The sequence below is a fragment of the Caballeronia concitans genome, from assembly GCF_001544615.1.
In the GTDB taxonomy this organism is placed as follows: domain Bacteria; phylum Pseudomonadota; class Gammaproteobacteria; order Burkholderiales; family Burkholderiaceae; genus Caballeronia; species Caballeronia concitans.
The window spans coordinates 789,709-809,100 of the sequence record NZ_FCNV02000001.1 but is presented as its reverse complement, the minus strand read 5'-3'; the positions used below and the strand labels follow the sequence as shown (position 1 = coordinate 809,100).

Annotated in this window: 17 protein-coding genes; 8 read left to right on the top strand and 9 right to left on the bottom strand. The window is 65.2% G+C overall.

Translation table 11 applies throughout. The features are described from left to right. Window positions 1-49 precede the first annotated feature (49 nt). Window positions 50-649: a hypothetical protein gene (locus AWB72_RS03775; protein WP_087127872.1), complete on the top strand. Its 600-nt coding sequence runs from the start codon at window positions 50-52 to the stop codon at window positions 647-649. A 2-nt stretch (window positions 650-651) separates the two neighbouring features. Then, window positions 652-1,320, top strand: coding sequence for a ligase-associated DNA damage response endonuclease PdeM (pdeM, locus tag AWB72_RS03770; protein ID WP_040051704.1), 669 nt, complete (start codon window positions 652-654; stop codon window positions 1,318-1,320). Window positions 1,321-1,335: 15 nt separating this feature from the next. Here pdeM and AWB72_RS03765 read toward each other — a convergent pair whose 3' ends face one another. Further along, window positions 1,336-1,785: a hypothetical protein gene (locus AWB72_RS03765; protein ID WP_052450005.1), complete on the bottom strand. Its 450-nt coding sequence runs from the start codon at window positions 1,783-1,785 to the stop codon at window positions 1,336-1,338. Window positions 1,786-2,062: 277 nt separating this feature from the next. Here AWB72_RS03765 and AWB72_RS03760 point away from each other — a divergent pair, with 277 nt between their 5' ends. Then, window positions 2,063-3,232 (top strand): MFS transporter, encoded by a 1,170-nt coding sequence (locus AWB72_RS03760; protein WP_087127870.1) that lies wholly within the window; start codon window positions 2,063-2,065, stop codon window positions 3,230-3,232. A 28-nt stretch (window positions 3,233-3,260) separates the two neighbouring features. Further along, window positions 3,261-4,445, top strand: a complete 1,185-nt coding sequence (locus AWB72_RS03755) for an MFS transporter (RefSeq protein WP_040051702.1) — start codon at window positions 3,261-3,263, stop codon at window positions 4,443-4,445. 16 nt (window positions 4,446-4,461) lie between these two features. On the opposite strand, the gene fahA is transcribed toward AWB72_RS03755, so the two are convergent. Continuing rightward, window positions 4,462-5,748, bottom strand: a complete 1,287-nt coding sequence (fahA, locus tag AWB72_RS03750; protein ID WP_040051701.1) for a fumarylacetoacetase — start codon at window positions 5,746-5,748, stop codon at window positions 4,462-4,464. Next, on the bottom strand, window positions 5,745-7,082 hold the full coding sequence (gene hmgA / locus AWB72_RS03745) for a homogentisate 1,2-dioxygenase (protein ID WP_040051700.1): 1,338 nt from the start codon (window positions 7,080-7,082) through the stop codon (window positions 5,745-5,747). The genes fahA and hmgA overlap by 4 nt, the downstream gene beginning before the upstream one ends. A gap of 191 nt (window positions 7,083-7,273) precedes the next feature. Between hmgA and AWB72_RS03740 the strand changes: the two genes are divergently transcribed. Further along, window positions 7,274-8,095 (top strand): EAL domain-containing protein, encoded by an 822-nt coding sequence (locus tag AWB72_RS03740; RefSeq protein WP_040051699.1) that lies wholly within the window; start codon window positions 7,274-7,276, stop codon window positions 8,093-8,095. A gap of 3 nt (window positions 8,096-8,098) precedes the next feature. Here the strand turns inward: AWB72_RS03740 and AWB72_RS03735 are convergent, their stop codons facing one another. Then, window positions 8,099-9,643 carry an FGGY-family carbohydrate kinase gene (locus AWB72_RS03735; protein ID WP_040051698.1) on the bottom strand — a complete coding sequence of 515 codons (1,545 nt, stop codon included), beginning with the start codon at window positions 9,641-9,643 and terminating at the stop codon, window positions 8,099-8,101. A 344-nt stretch (window positions 9,644-9,987) separates the two neighbouring features. Here AWB72_RS03735 and dalD point away from each other — a divergent pair, with 344 nt between their 5' ends. The 3 genes from dalD to AWB72_RS03720 all read left to right on the top strand — a co-directional run bounded on the left by dalD (window position 9,988) and on the right by AWB72_RS03720 (window position 14,639). Further along, on the top strand, window positions 9,988-11,388 hold the full coding sequence (gene dalD, locus AWB72_RS03730; RefSeq protein ID WP_040051697.1) for a D-arabinitol 4-dehydrogenase: 1,401 nt from the start codon (window positions 9,988-9,990) through the stop codon (window positions 11,386-11,388). A 114-nt stretch (window positions 11,389-11,502) separates the two neighbouring features. Beyond that, window positions 11,503-12,984 (top strand): xylulokinase, encoded by a 1,482-nt coding sequence (gene xylB / locus AWB72_RS03725; protein WP_040051696.1) that lies wholly within the window; start codon window positions 11,503-11,505, stop codon window positions 12,982-12,984. Between the two features lie 707 nt (window positions 12,985-13,691). Beyond that, window positions 13,692-14,639 (top strand): sugar-binding transcriptional regulator, encoded by a 948-nt coding sequence (locus AWB72_RS03720; protein ID WP_040051695.1) that lies wholly within the window; start codon window positions 13,692-13,694, stop codon window positions 14,637-14,639. A gap of 21 nt (window positions 14,640-14,660) precedes the next feature. Here AWB72_RS03720 and AWB72_RS03715 read toward each other — a convergent pair whose 3' ends face one another. The 5 genes from AWB72_RS03715 to AWB72_RS03695 all read right to left on the bottom strand — a co-directional run bounded on the left by AWB72_RS03715 (window position 14,661) and on the right by AWB72_RS03695 (window position 19,339). Next, the gene (locus AWB72_RS03715; RefSeq protein WP_040051694.1) at window positions 14,661-15,524 is read right to left on the bottom strand and encodes an MOSC domain-containing protein; all 864 of its coding nucleotides are present in this window, start codon (window positions 15,522-15,524) and stop codon (window positions 14,661-14,663) included. A 142-nt stretch (window positions 15,525-15,666) separates the two neighbouring features. Beyond that, window positions 15,667-16,818, bottom strand: a complete 1,152-nt coding sequence (locus tag AWB72_RS03710; protein WP_040051693.1) for an ABC transporter ATP-binding protein — start codon at window positions 16,816-16,818, stop codon at window positions 15,667-15,669. Window positions 16,819-16,864: 46 nt separating this feature from the next. Next, a complete protein-coding gene (locus AWB72_RS03705) occupies window positions 16,865-17,533 on the bottom strand; it encodes an HAD family hydrolase (RefSeq protein WP_052450004.1) in 669 nt (222 codons plus the stop codon). 55 nt (window positions 17,534-17,588) lie between these two features. Next, window positions 17,589-18,440 (bottom strand): carbohydrate ABC transporter permease, encoded by an 852-nt coding sequence (locus AWB72_RS03700; protein WP_040051691.1) that lies wholly within the window; start codon window positions 18,438-18,440, stop codon window positions 17,589-17,591. Then, a complete protein-coding gene (locus tag AWB72_RS03695; RefSeq protein ID WP_244285534.1) occupies window positions 18,437-19,339 on the bottom strand; it encodes a carbohydrate ABC transporter permease in 903 nt (300 codons plus the stop codon). The genes AWB72_RS03700 and AWB72_RS03695 overlap by 4 nt, the downstream gene beginning before the upstream one ends. Window positions 19,340-19,392: the final 53 nt, after the last annotated feature.

Below are 19,392 nucleotides of genomic sequence, written 5' to 3'. Positions count from 1 at the left end.
TCGCGCGCCAACGCGCGAGCGCATCCATCACGACCCAACCCACTCCAGCATGAAAACACGAACCGTCCTCGCACTTGCGTTCCTCGCCGCCGCATCCGCCGCCTGCGCCAGCGATCCGCGCGTACTGGATCAGCATCCGTTCGAAGAAGCATCGGCGACGCCGCCGGGCAAGATGCTCATCGTCGTGGATAGCAAAGCGCTGGCCGACCCGCGCGTGCACGATGAAATTCAGGCGTACACGACGGGAATGGCCGCGGCCGTGCAAGACGCGCTCGCGCCGATTCCCGCGCAATTCCTCGATATCACCGGGACGGCAACGAGCCGTCCGGCTGGCGGCAAGCTGCTGGAATTGCGGCCGAGCCATCTCATCCGCCTCGTGCCGGCAGGGTCCGGCTCGGTGAACGGACTGCCCGTCAGCTACACTTGGACGCTCGAACTGGCCGACGTGTCGATCACCCGATTCCCGGCCGCCTACGGAAGACCCTCCGGCACCAGCGTCAAGACCATCCCGACCTACGAAATCCGCGCCGAAGGCGACGCGTGCTTCTCCACCGTGCGGCACGCGCAGGAATGCGGCGCGGCGATGGGCAAGGTGCTCGGCGAAACGCTGCGCGCGGCGCCGGGCCTGCATCTGCAACCCAACTCCTGACGATGGCAGTAGAAGCACTGACAATCGACGTGAACGGCCGCGCGCTGCTGCTTTCGGCGGAACGCGCGGCGTTCGATCCGCTGGAAAAAGCGCTTTTCATCGCCGATGCCCACTTCGGCAAGGACGCCGTGTTTCGCGCGCGCGGCATTCCGGTGCCGGCCGGCGCGACCGGCGAAAACCTCGCGCGCCTCGATGCGCTGATCGCGACGCATCGGCCCGAGTCGGTCGTCTTTCTCGGCGACTTGCTGCACGCGCGCGAATCCCACGCCGATGAAACCCTCGCCGCACTCGATGCCTGGCGCGACAGGCGCGCCGCGCTGCGGCTCGTGCTCGTGGAAGGCAATCACGACCGGCACGCGGGCGAGTTGCCGGCGCGCTTCGGCGTAGAACTGGTGAAGGAGCCGTATCGGCTGGGGCCGTGGGCGCTTTGCCATCATCCGCAAACCGTCGACGACGCCTACGCGCTCGCCGGCCACGAGCATCCGGTGTATCGGCTCGCGACGCGCATCGAGAGCGTGCGGCTGCCGTGCTTTCGCTTCGGCGCGCGCGCGGGCGTGCTGCCGGCGTTCGGCGCGTTCACCGGCGGCTTCGAAGTCAACGAGGACGTGCGCCGCGCGCGCGAAGCGGTGTACGTGGTCGCGGGCGAACGCGTGTTCGGTGTGCGCGTTTGAGCGGTCGAACTTCGCTCAGTGATACGTCTTCGTCGATGCCTGCAGCTTCGAGAGCGCGCCGCGTTCGAGCTTGTACCAGCCGAGCGTTGTCTGCATCACGACTTCATCGCCTTGCCAGAACACGCGCTGCACCGTCATGCGCTTGCCCGACCGCTGCACGAGCGGCGGATTGCGGCGGAAGTCGTAGAGCACGGGGCCTACATCGGTTTGCATCAGCGAGCGCGTGAGCGCGCCGTTGGCGTCGGCTTCGTCGAAATGGGCGAGGCGGCGCGCATCGAAACGGTCGAAAGCCTGCGTGCCGAGCATCGCGGCAAAGCCGGATTCGTCGCGCAGGAAATACACCGTCCCCGCTTTCGTGGCGATGGGGCCGGACGCGTCGCTTTGCGCGTGGGCGTTGTGCAGGCAACTGGCGAAAAGCACGGCGCACGCGATTCCCGCGCGCAGACGACTTGTGATTGAAGACATGTCTGTTCAGTGATTGCTGTGTTTTTCCAACACCCGCGCCGCGCAATGATCCGCGCGCGCGGGCGCCCGATGCGAAACGCCCGCCGCATGGCGCGCTCCGGCGCAATGAAAATCATGCGCGGCGGGCGTCGAAGTCAAAAAAGTCCGCTCATCATCCGGCATTGTCCGGACGGGCGGACGTCAGGGTTTCTACCAGCATCAAAATTGACCTTTCGGTAGAATTCGAGCCTTCGTTGCGTCCGAATTCGCCGACGCGCCACTCTGCCCGCCGCCCGCCATGCCCTTGCCTCTCCTAGCTCTTGCGATTGCCGCGTTCGGCATCGGCACGACCGAATTCGTCATCATGGGCCTTCTGCCCAACGTCGCGCGCGATCTCGCGGTATCGATTCCCGCCGCCGGCATGCTCGTCTCCGGCTACGCGCTGGGCGTGACCGTCGGCGCGCCGATTCTCGCCGTCGTCACCGCGAAAATGCCGCGCAAGAAAGCGCTGATGGGGCTGATCGGCGTGTTCATCGTCGGCAATCTGCTGTGCGCGCTCGCGCCGAATTACTGGGTGCTGATGGGCGCGCGCATCGTCACGGCGTTCTGTCACGGCGCGTTCTTCGGCATCGGCTCGGTGGTCGCCGCCGATCTCGTCGCGCCGAACCGCCGCGCGCAGGCCATCGCGCTGATGTTCACCGGTCTCACGCTCGCGAACGTGCTCGGCGTGCCGCTCGGCACCGCGCTCGGCCAGGCGGCCGGATGGCGCGCGACCTTCTGGGTCGTCACGCTGATCGGCATTGCGGCGGCCGGCGCGCTCGCCGTGTGCCTGCCGAAGCATATCGAGATGCGAGAAACCAGCATCCTGCGCGAATTCGACGTGCTCAAGAACCCGCAAGTGCTGATGGTGCTCGGCATCAGCGTGCTGGCGTCGGCGAGTCTCTTTTCGGTGTTCACGTATATCACGCCGATTCTCGAGGACGTCACGGGCTTTTCGCCGCACGCGGTCACGTACGTGCTGCTGTTCGGCCTCGGGCTGACGGTCGGCAGCACGCTCGGCGGCAAGCTCGCGGACTGGAAGCTGTTGCGCTCGCTGCTGTCGTTCCTGGCGTCGATCGTCGTGATTCTCACGATTTTCGCCGCGACGATGCACGAGCCCGTTTCCGCGATGGTCACCATTTTCCTGTGGGGCGTGCTCGCGTTCGCGATCGTGCCGCCGCTGCAGATTCTGATCGTGAACCGCGCGAGCGATGCGCCGAACCTCGCCTCGACGCTCAATCAGGGCGCGTTCAACCTCGGCAACGCGACCGGCGCGTGGCTCGGCGGCTGCGCGATCAGCGCCGGTGCGCCGCTCACGTCGCTGCCGGGGGTCGGCGTGTCGATGGCGTGCGGCGCGCTCGCGCTCACGCTGCTCTCGGCGACGCTCGACAAGCGCGCGCGCCGGCTTTCCATCGGGCAGGCGGCCTGATTTTCGCGTCGCGTGGCATCGTTCGGGAATGAAGGCCGTTCTCTCGCGTGATTTTCTGGCGCTGATCCTGAGCGTCGCGGTCGTCGGATTAGGATTGGGCGCGACGCTGCCGCTCACCGCGCTCGCGCTCACGCAGGCGGGCCGCGGCACCGACATCGTCGGCCTGATGACGGCGATGCAGGCGGGCGGCGGGCTCGTCATCGCGCCGTTCGCGAGCCGGATCGCGGCGCGCGCCGGGGCACGCGAGACGATCGTCGGCACCGTGATCGTCGCCGCGCTCGCGACCATCGCGATGCAGTTTTCCATCGACTTGTGGCTGTGGGCCGTGCTGCGCTTCCTGTGCGGCGCGGCGCTGATGCTGCTGTTCACCATCGGCGAAGCGTGGGTCACGCAACTCGCCGACGCTTCGACGCGCGGCCGCGTCGTCGCGATCTACGCGACCAACTTCACGTTGTTCCAGATGGCCGGGCCGGTGCTCGTGAGCGTGATCGGCGGCTGGCAATCGATGCGCTTCGCCGTCTGCGGCGCGATCTTTCTGCTGGCGCTGCCCGCGCTCGCGACGATCCGCGTGTCGCCGCATGCGCTCGAATCCTCGGGCGATGGCGACGGCGCGCATGGCGACTGGCGGCGCGTGCTGCCGCGCATGCCGGCGCTCGTGGTCGGCACGGGATTCTTCGCGCTCTTCGACACGCTCGCGCTTTCACTGATGCCGCTCTTCGCGATGTCGCATGGCGTGAGCGCGAAAGTCGGCGTGCTGTTTGCATCGGCGATCCTGCTCGGCGACACGACGATGCAGTTTCCCATCGGCTGGCTCGCGGATCGCGTCGGGCGCGCGAAGGTGCATGCGGGCGCGGGCGTGGTGGTGGTCGCGCTGCTGCCAATGCTGCCGTGGGCGGTCGCGTATCCGTGGCTGTGCTGGCCGCTTCTTTTCGTGATCGGCGCGGCGGCGGGCAGCATCTATACGCTGTCGATCGTCGCGTGCGGCGAGCGCTTTCGCGGCGCGATGCTGGTGTCGGCGACGGCGATCGTCGGCGCATCGTGGAGCGCGGCGAGCTTCGGCGGGCCTATCGTCGCGGGGATGCTGATGCGGCGAATCGGAGCCGATGCGTTGATCGGCGTGCTGGCCGCAGCGGCGGCGTTGTTTCTCGTGGCCGTCTGGTGCGAGCGGCGCGTCGCCGGAGGCATCGGTCGAACACATGCCGCCGACGACTGAACGCTAACGCTGCGCCTCACCCCCGCGCCGGCACGATCTGCCCGACGCACTCCCCGAACCCCACGCGATACCCTTCCCCCTGGCACCAACCGCGCAGCGTGATCTCATCGCCGTCCTGAAGAAACGCGCGCTCGCCGCCCTCTTCCAGCTTGATCGGACGCTGCCCGTTCCACGTGCTCTCCAGCAGACTGCCGCACGAATCCGGCGTCGGTCCGCTGATCGTGCCGGAGCCCATCAGATCGCCGACGCGCGTGTTGCAGCCGCCCACCGTGTGATGCGCGAGCTGCTGCGCCATCGACCAGTACATCAGGCTGAAGTTGGTGCGCGAAATCGTCGTCGGTTTCGATGCGCCTTCCGCGCGCAAGTCCACTTGCAGCGCGATATCGAACGCATGATCGCCCGTATGACGCAGATACGGCAGGGGCTCCGGGTCCTGCGCGGGCGTCGCGGTGCGGAACGGTTCGAGCGCATCGAGCGTGACGATCCACGGCGAAATGGTCGTCGCGAAACCCTTCGAATTGAACGGGCCGAGCGGCACGTATTCCCATTGCTGGATGTCGCGCGCGCTCCAGTCGTTCAGCAGCACCATGCCGAAGATATGCGACTCGGCTTCCTCGCACGGAATCGGCTCGCCGAGCGCATTGCCGCGCCCGACGATGAAGCCCGTCTCCAGCTCGATATCCAGCTTGCGGCACGCGCTGAAAACCGGCCGATCCTCGTTCGGCAGCTTGATCTGTCCGTTCGGACGACGCACCGGCGTGCCGCTCACCACCACCGACGACGCGCGTCCGTTATAGCCGACCGGCAGCTCCGACCAGTTCGGCAGCAGCGCGTTCTTCGGATCGCGGAACATGGAGCCGACGTTCGTCGCATGTTCCTTCGACGAGTAGAAGTCCGTGTAGCCGGGAATCTCGACGGGCAAGTGCATCGTCGCGTCCTTGCGCGGCACGAGCGCGCGTCGGCGCAGAATGGCATCGTCGCGCAACGTCGGCGTGTCTTTCGCGAGCAATCCGGAAAGCGCGATACGCACCGCGCGCCACGCGTCGCGTCCGAGCGCGATGAAGTCGTTCAGGCGCGGCGCGGCGAAGGTGCCGTGCGCATCGATGAGGCCGGCGTCTTCCAGCGCGGCCAGATCGGCGATCCAGTCGCCGATCGCCACGCCCGCGCGCGGACGTTCATCGACGGCATCGCTGAACACGCCGAACGGCAGGTTCTGAATCGGAAAGTCGCTCGCCGGATCGTTCGCGGAATCGATCCAGCTCTTGAGCGTGGGGGCGAGCGTCGCCTTCAGCGCGTCGTTCATCGTTGCTCCGGATTGAAGTGTTTCGTGAGGCCTTGCCAGCATTCGTAATAGTTGGCCTGCAGTTGCGCGGTTTCGAGCGCGAACTGCGTCGGCTTGATGAGCGTGCGCGTTTCGAACATGAACGCGAGCGTGTCGCCGACTTTCGCGGGCTTCGACGTATCGCTCTTCGATGCCTTCTCGAACGTCTCCGCGTCCGGCCCGTGGCCCGACATGCAGTTGTGCAGGCTCGCGCCGCCGGGCAGGAAGCCTTCGGCCTTCGCGTCGTACACGCCGTGCACGAGGCCCATGAACTCGCTCGCCACGTTCCGGTGAAACCACGGCGGGCGGAACGTGTCCTCGGCAGCGAGCCAGCGCGGCGGGAAGATCACGAAGTCGATCGAATCGACGCCCGGCGTATCGCTCGGGGATTGCAGCACGAGAAAGATCGACGGATCAGGATGGTCGTAGCTGATCGAACCGATGGTGTTGAAGTGGCGCAGATCGTACTTGTACGGCGCGTAGTTGCCGTGCCACGCGACGACATCGAGCGGCGAATGGCCGATATCCGCGCGCCACAACGCGCCGTTCAGCTTCGTCACCAGTTCGAACCGGCCTTCGCGATCCTCATAAGCGGCGTGCGGGGTGAGGAAATCGCGCGGATTCGCCAGGCCGTTCGAGCCGATCGGCCCGAGATCCGGCAGTTGCAGCAGCGCGCCGAAGTTCTCGCAGATATAGCCGCGCGCTTCGCCGTCCGGCAGCGCCACGGAAAAGCGCACGCCGCGCGGAATGACCGCGATCTCGAACGGCGCGACATCCAGCTTGCCCATCTCGGTGGCAATCGACAGCCGACCTTGCTGCGGCACGATCAGCAGTTCGCCATCGGAATCGTAGAAGAAGCGGTCCTGCATCGATCGGTTCGCGGCGTACAGATGAATCGCGCAGCCCGACATCGATTCCGCCGCGCCGTTGCCGGCCATCGTCACCCAGCCGTCGATGAAATCGGCCGGCTCGGCGGGCATCGGCAGCGGGTCCCAGCGCAACTGGTTCGGCGGCGTCGCGGGCGTATCGGCGAAATTCGCGACTAGCTTTGCGCGCAGCTTCTCGCCGGTCATGCGCGTGAACGGCTTGTGCACCGCCGAAGGCCGAATGCGATACAGCCACGACCGACGGTTATGCGCGCGCGGCGCGGTGAACGCGGTGCCGGAAAGCTGCTCGGCGTACAGGCCGTACGCCGCGCGCTGCGGCGAATTGCGACCGAGCGGCAACGCGCCCGGCAGCGCTTCGGTGGCGAAATCGTTGGCGAAGCCGGATTGGTACGTGCGGCTCGCGTCCGTATGCGTTTCGAAAAGGGCCATCGCTCGAGTCCTCGACAAGACATGATTCACGAATGTTAAACCGATTACGTTTAGTGAAAATAGATCGTAAACCCTGATTCGACGCCGCGCGCCGCGCACATCAATATGTCGATTTGGTGGAAGGCGTCCGGCCGCGCGCTGATACCATCGACATCACAACTTCAACTATCCCCGCCTACGCCCGTCATTCCATGATCGCCCCGTCCTTGCCAGAACTCGTCGCCCGGGCTGCGGAACATCCGTTCCTCGGCGCGCATATCGTCCTGGGCGAAGGCGAGCACGCGCAGCAGGCCATCGCGCATTACCGCGATCTGACCGTGGCGAGCGCGTATGAACCTATCTTCGATGTCGGCACGCACAGCTTTCCGCAAACGCTCTCCGCATCGCCGGAAAGCGCCGAGCGTTTCGGCGACGAACTGGGTTTGCAGGCGCTGACGCTGATCGAAGGCGACCTTCCGCGCGATCCCTTCGCGCATCTCGACGACGATCGCGAGCTGGTCGCGCTCGACCGGCTATCGCGCGCGCTGCATGCGTTCAATTTCTTCGGGCGCCAGCGCGCGGGCCTGCTCTTTCTGCGCGTGCACGAGCGGCTATTGAAAAGCGTGAAGTACGATCACGGGCTGCACTTTTCGTCGGTGCTGCTGGAGTTCGGGATCAATCCGTCGCGCGTGGTGATCGAACTGCCGGCGGCGGCCGTCGCGCACAAGACGTTTCTCGGCTATCTGACGAAGAGCTATCAGCACTACGGCTTCAAGGTGGCGGGAAATCTGCCCAACGCGGGCCAGATCATGGCGGTGTCGGAGATGGCGCGGCTCGATTTCATCAAGATGGATGCCGCCGCCGCGCTGCGCGATTCCGTGGTGAAGCATCTCGTCGGCTACGCGCATCGGCTGAAGATTCCGCTGATCTTCTGCAATGTGTCGGACGAAGCGCAGTTCAACGCGCTGCAACAGTTCGACGTGCACTTCGTCCAGGGCCCGGTCTTCGATGCCCACGCGGGCACTGCCCGCTGATTGCTACTCCGCGCGCAACCGGTGCATCGCGTTCTTGAGCGTCGGATAAAGATCGACGTACACGCCGAAGCGGTCCTGATACACGCGCTGCCGCCCGGCATCCGGCGTGGCGCGTTCGACGAGCGTGACCCAGCCGCCTTCGGCCGTTTCGCGTGAGACGAGGCCCGCGCCGAGCGCCGCGAGCAGCGCCGCGCCCATCGCCGCTTCCACTTCCTGTTCGATCGACAGCACCGGATAGCCCGTCACATCGGCGATGATCTGCATCCACAGGTCCGAATGCGCCGCGCCGCCGACGACGATCAGCCGGTCATCCAGCGATTGCGCCCCGCGCCGCCCCGCCTCCATGTTGTGCCTGAGCGCGAACGCGACGCCTTCCAGCACCGCGCGATACAGCGTCGAGCGCGTGTGAAACAGATTCAGGCCGACGAACGCGCCGCTCGCGTGCGCGTCCCAGACCGGACTGCGCTCGCCCATCAGATACGGCAGGAACACGACGCCGTCCGATCCCGCCGCGACCTTCGACGCCGCCTCTTCCAGCAGCCGATGCGCGTCGCCGTGCGGCGCGTGCTTCGCGGCTTCGATCTCCGCCTGACAAAATTGATCGCGATACCACGCGACGCACGCGCCCGCCGTGCTCGCGCCGCCGAACACGTAGAGATCGCGCTTGCCGTTGTAGACGTGCGGCATCGACACGAGTCCGTGACGCGCATCCACGCTCTGGTTGATGTAGCCCCAGCACATGCTCGTGCCGATCATCGCGACGTGATGCCCCGCCTGCGTCACGCCGGCAGCGAAGGTCGCGACGGCCGCATCGACGCCGCCCGCGACGACCGGCGTATCCGCCGCGAGTCCGAGCTTGCCGGCCCACTGCGGCAAGAGTCCGCCCACCACGTCCGACGATTCGACGAGCCGCTCCGGCATCATGGACGCGGGAATGCCGAGCATGTCGAGCGCCTCGTTAGACCACGCGCGCGCGTGCACGTCGTACACGCCGCCGAGATTGCCCGCCGAACTGTGATCGACGGCGAGCGCGCCCGTCAGCCGCTGGATCACGAACGCGTTCGGCGGCAGGAGCCAGCGCGTCTTGCTCCACACGGCGGGCCGATGATTGCGCAGCCACAGCATCTTCGTGAAACCGTAGTAGCTGTCGACGCCGTTGCCGGTGATAGCTTCGAGGCGCGCCACGTCGACGTGCTCGCGCACCCAGTCGACCTCGGCGGTCGCGCGTCGATCCATCCAGATGAGGCACGGATGAAGCGGCTCGAAGTTTTCGTCGACGGGAATGCCCGAGCCGCCATACAGGCTGCTCACGCACAGCGACTTGATCTGCTGCGCGCCGATGCCCTGCTCCTTCGCCTTCGCGACGCACGCCGCGATGCACGCGGTCACCGCATCGAACCAGACCTGCGGCCATTGCTCGGCCCAGAGCGGCCTGGGCGTATCCGGATGGTAGGCGCTCGAATGCTGCGCGACGATCGCGCCGCGCGTATCGACGACGAGCGCCTTCGTGCTTTGCGTGCCGATGTCGATGCCGATCACGTAATCCATTCGCGTCTCCGTTGCGTGTCCGTGGCGTGTTGTTTTGCGGTCTATCTTGTTATGGCGAAACCGCATGCACCTTCCGCCAATCCGCGCCGCGCTGGCTATCCGGGTATTTCCCGATCAGCCCGCGCGCCGCGAATGGTGCGATGCAGCGCGCGTCGCGAGCCGCCGCCCGCCAAGCCAGGCGCGGCGAAAGGCGGGCGAATCGCACCGCATCGCAACGACCGGGCGCCTTGCGCGTACCTTGACTTTCGCGATAACGGATACGATCATTCGACCACCGACAGAGCAAATGTTCACTTAGCCGTCCGCGCAGAACGGACGCCACAGCCATCAAGGGAAGAGACGATATGAGCACCCAAGCTAACGTTGAGAAGGCGAGCGCGAACGTGATCCTGCACATCGGCGCGGGATCGTTTCATCGCGCGCATCAGGCGTGGTATCTGCACCGGCTGATCGAATCCGGCGATGCGTCGTGGTCGCTGGCCGTCGGCAATATTCGCGGCGACATGAACGCCGTGCTCGACGCGCTCGCGGCGCAGGGCGGCGCCTACACGCTCGAAACCGTCACGCCGCAGGGCGAGCGCGAGTACGAAACGGTCCGGTCGATCAAGAAGGTCGTACCGTGGTCCGCCGATCTGAGCCAACTGATCGCGACGGGCGCGGACCCGCAGACGAAGATCGTCTCCTTCACCGTCACGGAAGGCGGCTATTACCTCGACGAGCACGACAAGCTCGATACTTCCAACGCCGACCTCGCCGCCGATCTCAAGGGCGCGAAGACCACGATCTACGGCGCGCTCGCGGCCATTCTCGATGCGCGCATGAAGAACGGCGCGGGCAAGGTGTCGCTGCAAAACTGCGACAACCTGCGCAGCAACGGCGACCGCTTCAAGGCGGGCATGCTCGAATTCCTGCAACTGCGCGGCGAGACGGCGCTGCGCGGCTGGATGATCGCGAACACGTCGTGCCCGAACGCGATGGTCGATCGCATCACGCCGCGCCCGACGCCGGATGTCGCGGAGCGCGTGAAGGCCGCGACTGGCTTCGACGACAAGGCGCCGGTGATGGGCGAAAAGTTTATCCAGTGGGTGATCGAGGACAACTTCATCGCGGGGCGGCCGGCGTGGGAGAAAGTCGGCGCGGAGATGGTCGAATCCGTGCATCCGTACGAGGAAGCGAAGATCCGCATTCTGAACGCGAGCCATAGCTGCATCGCGTGGGCGGGAACGCTCGTCGGCCTGCAATACATTCACGAAGGCACGCAGGACATGGAAATCCGCGCGCTGGCGGAAGCCTATGTCACCGAGGACGTGATTCCGTGCCTCACGCCGAGCCCGATCGATCTCGCGAAATACCGCGACGTGGTGCTCGACCGCTTCAGCAATCCGTACATCAAGGATACGAACCAGCGCGTCGCGGCGGACGGTTTCTCGAAGCTGCCGGGGTTCATCGCGCCGACGCTGTCGGAATGCTTCGCGCGCAACGTCGATCCGGACGCGACCGCCGTTCTGCCCGCGCTCTTCTTCCGCTTTCTCGAGCGCTGGCACGAGAACAAGCTGCCGTATGCGTATCAGGACGGCGTGATGGAACCGGCCGTCGCGCATGGCTATTTCACATCGGACGATCCGATCAAGGCGTTCGTCGCCGACAAGCTGCTGTGGGGCAGCATGGCGCAGACGGAGCACCTCGAACGCGTGATGCGCACGGCGATCGCGCGTGTGGATGCGTGGCTCGCGAATCGTCCGTAGCCAGAACGTTGCTGTGCGCCGCTCCGGTGTTGTGCTCATGGCGCGGCGCCGCGCACGGCGTTACATTCCCTGTTTCCGCCGGACGAGTCCCGGCCATGACCCAAGGCACCCTTCATGTACTTAGGCATCGACCTCGGCACCTCCGAAGTTAAAGTGCTGCTGCTCGCGAGCGACGGCAGCGTCGTCGGCACGGCGGGCACGCCGTTCACCGTTTCTCGTCCGAAGCCGCGCTGGTCCGAGCAGAATCCGCTCGACTGGTGGGAAGGCACGCGCGCCGCGCTTTTCAAGCTTCGCGAGCAATATCCGTCGGAGTTCGCGCAGGTGCGCGGCATCGGCCTGTCGGGGCAGATGCACGGCGCGGTGCTACTCGATTCGACGGATCGCGTGCTGCGTCCCGCGATCCTTTGGAACGACATGCGCAGCGACAAGGAGTGCGCCGAGCTATACGAACGTGCGCCTCATTTGCACGAGATCGCCGGCAATCTGGCGATGCCCGGCTTCACCGCGCCGAAGCTGCTGTGGGTGCGGCACAACGAGCCGGTCATCTTCGCGCAGACGGCGTGCGTGCTGCTGCCGAAGGATTATTTGCGGATGCATCTGACGGGCACGAAGGTGTCGGACCCATCGGATGCGGCAGGCACGCTCTGGCTCGATGTCGCGCGGCGCGACTGGTCGGACGAGCTGCTCGAAGCGTGCGGGATGACGCGTCAGCAGATGCCGGCGCTGGCCGAAGGCAGCGCGCCTTCGGGCACGTTGCTGCCGTCGGTTGCGCGCGAGTTGGGTTTGGGCGATGACGTGATCGTCGCGGCGGGCGGCGGCGACAATGCCGCGAGCGCCGTGGGCATCGGCGCCACGGAGCCGGGAGACGGCTTCCTGTCGCTCGGGACATCGGGCGTGCTGTGCGTGGTCGGCGATCGTTTCCGGCCGAATCCGGCGTCGGCGGTGCATGCGTTCTGTCATGCGATTCCGGACAGATGGCATCAGATGAGCGTGGTGTTGTCGGCGGCGAGTTGCCTGCGCTGGGTGTGCAAGCTGACGTCGACGGACGAGCCGACGCTGCTCGCCGAGATCGAGGCGCTGCCGCGCGAGGCTTTATCGACTGCGCCGTTGTTCTTGCCGTACCTGAGCGGCGAGCGCACGCCGCATAACGATCCTTACGCGCAGGGCGTCTTCTTCGGCATGACGCATGCGACCGATCGTGCTTTGCTCGGTTATTCGGTGCTCGAGGGCGTGACGCTCGCGCTCACGGATGGCTTCGATGCGCTGCAATCCGCGGGAACGCAGACGCGGGCTTTGTCGATGCTGGGCGGCGGCGCTCGCAGCGCGTACTGGGGGCAGATGTTCGCCGATGCTTTCGATACGCCGACGCGGACGCACGGCGGTGGAGAGACCGGAGCGGCGCTCGGGGCTGCACGGTTGGGATGGCTTGCGGCCGGGGGCGATCCGGCGGTCGTGCTAGCTAAGCCTGCTGTCAAGCAGGAGTTCTCGCCGGATGGCGAGAGGCATCGGGTTCTGCGCCAGCGGCTCAAAGGGTTTCGCGAGTTGTATCAGCACGTACGGCCGTTGTTCGATGTTTCGCGGCCAAGGCTGGTTTGATATCGTTTGCACGATGGGGCTCGTTTGCGGTTTGGGTTTTTTCGCGTCGGTCTATTAGGCTGCCCCTCCCCGGGGCGGGGGTCACTTTCTTTGCTGCTGCAAAGAAAGTAACCAAAGAAAGCAGCTTTCTGGGCCCGATGCATCGAAAGCGTGACCACTCTGTAGATCCACGTTGGCACTCAGCTTGAATCAACCTTGAATCACCTTCCGCGCCCACTGTGCGCCACCCCACGCGAGCCCCCGGGCTCGACAAAACCCACTGAGCACAAGGCGCAACACTAGAAAACGGAACCTGCTGCGGAACACCACCGCCACCGGCCGATTTAACGATACACGGTGTGCGAACATGCTCAGGACCGCGTACATTGTTGGGGAGTCATGGCTGCGTGGTGCGTGGTGCCCCGATGGTTTTGTCGAGCCCGGGGGCTCGCATGGGGTGGCGCTCAGTGGGCGCGGAAGGTGATTCAGGGCTGTGTCAAACTGAGTGCCAATCTGGTTCTACGGAGTGGTGACACAGTCAGTGCTTCGGGCCAGAAAAGCTGCTTTCTTTGGTTACTTTCTTTGCAGCAGCAAAGAAAGTGACCCCCGCCCCGGGGAGGGGCGTGCTAATAGACCGACACGAACATAAAGCACCCCCAAACCGCGCAGCAAAAAAAAACCCGTCCGCTCCACGAAGGAAACAAGCGCTAAAAAATCGACGAAAAAAAGTGCCGAAATCAAACGAAAAGCTCGACCTGGCAACCCGCGCAGCGTGGCTGTACTACGTCGCCGGCAATACGCAAAACGAGATCGCCGAGAAGCTGCAAATCTCGCGTCCCGTCGCGCAACGGCTGGTGGCCTTCGCCGTGGAGAAGAACCTGATCCGCGTGCGGGTCGACCATCGCATCGCCGATTGCCTGTCGCTCGCCCAACAACTCTGCGAACGCTACGGCCTCGCACTGTGCGAAGTCGTGCCCATCGACGGCGACACCACCGAGCAAGTCGATCGCAAGCTCGCCGTCGCCGGCGCGCAAGTCATGGAACGCTATCTCGCCAACGACAAGCCCATCGTCGTGTCCATCGGCAGCGGGCGCACCCTCAAGGCAGTCGTCGCGCAAATCGGACAGATCGACCGGCCGCAGCATCGCTTCGTGTCGATGGTCGGCGCCATCGCGCAGGACGGATCGTCGAATCGCTACGACGTCGCCCAGCAGCTCTCGGAAAAAACCGGCGGCAAGCACTTCATGCTGCCCGCGCCGCTCATGGCCGACAGCGAAGCCGAACGCGCGCAGTGGGTCAATCACCGGCTCTACCGCATCGTCGATGAACTCGCGCAGAAAGCCGATGTCGCGTTCGTCGGCATCGGCAACGTGGGCATCAACTGTCCGCTGCACGAAGACGGCTTCATCACGCGCAGCGAAGTCGAAGAAATGATGCACGGCGGCGCCGTCGCCGAATGGCTCGGACTGCCGATCGACGCGCAAGGCAAACGCGTCGTGTCGAAAACCGGCGCGCGCGTCACGAGCCTCAAGCTCGATTCGCCGCCGAAGCGGCCGACCATCGGCTTCGCAGGCGGACAACGCAAGCGCGACGCGTTGATCGCCGCGCTCAAAGGTCAATGGCTGTCCGGCCTCGTCACCGACGAACTGTGCGCGCGCGCCGCGCTCGAAGCCTGACGCACCCGACGCGGCGGGCGCTCAGAAGTCGATTTCCGCTTCGACCGCCTGCCCCACTTCCAGCGCGATGCCCTCGCCGTTCACGACCACCGCGTTCTTGCCGAACGTCAGCGCGCCGCCATGCTGCTCGCTCGCGCGGTACGTGCTCATCGTGTCGAGCGGCTCGTGCGGCCACGCGGGATTCGGCGCGCCGGTGCGCTGATCGATCGTCGGCACCGGGCAGCGCGTGCAGAGCTTGACGAGCCTGAGCGCGACATCGCCGCTCGTCGCGCGAATCCGCATGTCGCCGACGTAATCCTCCTCGAACGCATCCAGCCCGCCGATCACCACATTCGGACGAAACCGGTCCGCCGCTATTGCCGGCGCGCCCTTTTGCGCGAGCCGCGCGTTGAGATCGTCGAGCGATGCCTGGCCGACCACCAGCAGCGGGAAACCATCGGCGAAGCGCGTGTGCGTGCGTAGCGGCGCGGTCCATTTCTCGTCGACATTGCGGCGCACTTCCGGCGCGAAACGCGCGAGCTTCGCCGGCACGCCCAAGAAGTCGCTGAACCATCGCGATGTCTCGCGGCCCGTGTCGAGCGCATCCACCGTGTCGCGCCATACCGTCGCGCGCATGCGTTCCGCGCCCGTCAACGCGCGCGCGTCGAGCGGCGTGCGCAGCGCCGGCATGCCGGGCGCGCGGATCGCGAGATCGCCGCCGTCGAACGCGGTCTCGATCAACGCCATGCGCGGATGCGTGCGCTGCGTGATCATGCCGCCCGTGGCGTCGGTGACCATCCAGCTGCGATCGTGTTCGAGGCCGGTTTCGAGCAGCATCGCGCGTTGCAGGGCGATGCCCGCGCAAGACTTGATGGGATAGACGAAGAGTTCGTTGATGACGTGCATGGGGCGTGTCGATGGATCAGCGGGCCGGACGAAGCGCGATTATCGCGCCAAACGACACGGTATGAGCGCGACACGCCCGGCGGCATCGACGATGTGAGAAGGGAAGCGGCACGTCGGGCGTAGCCCGTGCCGCCCTTCGACCTCAGGCGCGCGCCGCCTGCGTCACCACTTCGGGATGCTCCGTCAGATAAGCCTGCACCGCGTTGCGCCGATACGCCTGCCCTTCCGCATCGAACATATGGCAGTGATCCGGCTCGCTGCCGAGCTTAAGCTTCTGGCCGCGCGCGTGCTTTTCCAGCGGCGGAATGCGCGAGATGAGGCCATCGGGCGCGACGGGCGTTTCCGCGTAGAGATAGGCGGCGTCGCCGAGCGTTTCCACCGTCATCGTCGATACCGAAACGCCATACTCGCTCGATGCCTCCACCGGCTGCAAATGCTCCGGCCGGATGCCGACGGTCACCGCATCGCCCGGCTTCGCGTTGCCCGGCAGCACGCCGACGAGCTGCGTCTCGCCGGTCGCGTACTTGACGAGCACGCCGCCGTCGCGAATCTGCGCGACCGTGCCCGACAAAAAGTTCATCTTCGGCGAGCCGATGAAACCCGCGACGAACTTGTTCGCCGGCGCGTGATACAGCATGTTCGGCGTGCCGACCTGCTCGACATTGCCCGCCGACAACACCACGATCTTGTCCGCGAGCGTCATCGCTTCGACCTGATCGTGCGTGACGTAGATCATCGTCGTCTTGAGGTCGTCGTGAAGGCGCGCGAATTCGAGGCGCATCTTCACGCGCAATGCGGCGTCGAGATTGGAGAGCGGTTCGTCGAAGAGAAAGACCTTCGGCTTGCGCGTGATCGCGCGGCCGATCGCGACGCGCTGACGCTGCCCGCCCGACAACTGCTTCGGCTTGCGATCCAGCAAATGATCGATGTGCAGGATCTTCGCGGCGTTCTTCACAGCGGCGTCGATGGCGGGCTTCTTCTCGCCCGCGAGCTTGAGGCCGAAGGCCATGTTGTCGTAGAGCGTCATGTGCGGATAGAGCGCATACGACTGAAAGACCATCGCGATGCCGCGCTTGGCGGGCGGCAATTCGTTCACGCGCGTGCCGTCGATCATCAGCTCGCCGCCGCTGATGTCTTCGAGACCCGCGATCATGCGCATCAGCGTGGACTTGCCGCAGCCCGACGGTCCGACGAACACGACGAACTCGCCGTCGTCGATATCGAGGTTGACGCTCTTCATCACCTCGGTGTCTTCGTATCGCTTGTTGATGTTGCGTAGGGTCAGGCTAGCCATGATGTGTCTCCATGCATCGATGCATTCTTTAGGTCACGCACGCGCGCTACTTCGCCTCGAACGTCGCGTGTTGCAGCCAGTGATCGACGAGCGCGGGCAGGCGCGCCATGTCGTCGAACACGATCTCGGCGCCCGCGCGTTCGAGCGCGCCGATCTGTCCTTCCGTCGCGTGTCCGCCGCCGATGAAGCCGAGCACCGGCATGCCCGCCGCCTTCGCCGCCGTCACGCCCGTCACGCTGTCTTCCACGACGAGGCAACGCAGCGGATCGACGCGCATCGCGCGCGCCGCCGCCAGATACACGTCGGGCGCGGGCTTCGGATTCGCCACCATGTCCGCGCAGAAACGCCGGTCTTCGAAGAAGCGCACGAGGCCCGTGCGCTGCAGCACCGTATCGACGTACGACGAAAAGCTGTTGCTCGCGCAGGCCTTCGTGAGCGGCACGGCAGCCAGCGCCGCCTCGATGCCGTCCACCGGCTGCGCCTGCACCGCCGCCGCTTCGACGGACGTGCGGATTGCGCCGACCTGCTCCGGCGTGAGCGTGCGGTTCACGGTATCGGCCGCGCTCGCGAGCACGGCTTCGATGCGCAAGCCGAGCAGCGGCATCACGACCGGTTCGACATCGACGCCCGGCCACAGCGCCTGCAACTCGGTGACGAGCATCCGCGCTGCTACCGCTTCGCTGTCGATGAGCACGCCGTCGCAATCGCAGATCATCAGACGATCTTCGAGATTGGCCGCTTGAAATGAACTTGATGTCACGAGCCCGCCCTCACTTGACCGCGCCGAACGTGAGACCGCGCACCAGCTGCTTCTGCGAGAGCCAGCCGACGATCAGGATCGGCGCGACCGCCAGCAGCGAAGCCGCCGACAGCTTGGCCCAGAACAAGCCTTCCGGACTCGAATACGACGCGATGAACACGGTCAGCGGCGCCGCGTTCGAACTCGACAGGTTGATGCTCCAGAACGCCTCGTTCCACGAAAGGATGATGAGCAGCAGTCCCGTCGATGCGAGTCCGGGCAGCGCCATCGGCATCAGCAGATAGACGATCTCCTGCCACGTCGTCGCGCCGTCGATGCGGCCCGCCTCCAGAATGTCCTTCGGCACTTCGTTGAAGTACGTGAAGGCCATCCACACGGCGATCGGCAGATTGATGAGCGTGTACACGATGACGAGACCGCTCACCGTATCGAGCAGGCCCGCGTTCTTCCACAGCAGATAGATCGGCACCAGCACGCCGACCGACGGCATCATCTTCGTGGACAGCATCCAGAGCAGCAGCTTTTGCGTCTTTCGCGTCGGGAAGAAGGCCATCGCGTAGGCGCACGGCACCGCGAGAATCAGGCAGATGACCGTGACGCCCACGGAGATCAGCACCGAATTCCACGCGAAGCCGAAGTAGTTGCTGCGCGCGAACACTTCGCGAAAGCTTTCGAGCGTCGGCGTGAAGATGAGCGACGACGAATACGCCTGCTGCTCGGTCTTGAACGCGGTGATCGTCATCCAGAAGATCGGGAAAAACAGCAGGATCGAGACGATCCACGCGACGATGCCGGGCACGATGCGCTTGACGTGGTCGAGCGCGGGCATGGAAGTCGTGGTGGTGACGGGATGCGTGCTCATGACTCGTACTCCCCTTTGAGGTTCTTCGCGAGCATTCTCACGAGGAAGAACGCAACGACGTTCGCCAGAATGACCGCGAGAATGCCGCCCGCCGATGCGAGACCGACGTCGAACTGCTGCAGGCCGAGCGCGTAGATCAGGTACGACAGGTTCGTGGTCGCGGTGCCGGGGCCGCCGCCGGTCGTCGTATAGATTTCCGCGAAGATCGAGAGCAGGAAGATGGTTTCCATCATCACGACGACGGCAATCGCGCGCTTCAGGTGCGGCAGCGTGATGAAGAAGAACATCGAGAACGGACCCGCGCCGTCGATGCGCGCCGCTTCCTTCTGCTCCTGATCGAGCGACTGGATCGCGGTGAAGAGGATGAGGAACGCGAACGGCAGCCATTGCCACGCGACGATCACGATGACCGCGAAGAGCGGAAATTCCGCGAACCAGTCGATCGGCTGCATGCCGAGCGTTCGCATCAGCGAAGCGACGAGGCCGTACACCGGATGCAGGATCATATTCTTCCAGATGAGCGCGGAGACCGTCGGCATCACGAAGAACGGGGCGATCACGAGCAGACGCGCGATGCCTTGACCGATGAACTTGCGGTCGAACAGCACGGCGAGCAGCACGCCGCCGATGACGGTGATCGCGAGCACCGATCCGATGAGCGTCAGCGTATGGCCGATGGACGGCCCGAACGCGGGATCGGTGACGAGGAACTGGAAGTTGTCGAAGCCCGCGAATCCTTTGACATCGGGATTGAGCAGGTTGTAGCGCGAGAACGAGAACCAGATCGTCATCGCGAGCGGAATAGCCATCCACAGAAAGAGCAGTCCGCTCGATGGCGTAATCAGCCATCGCACCGACTTCGCGCGCCGCTTGTCGCGCTCGGCGGCGGACTCCTGCATGTGATGATCGGTGATGGGGGGATTCAGTTGACTCATCGTGTCACCTCTCGATG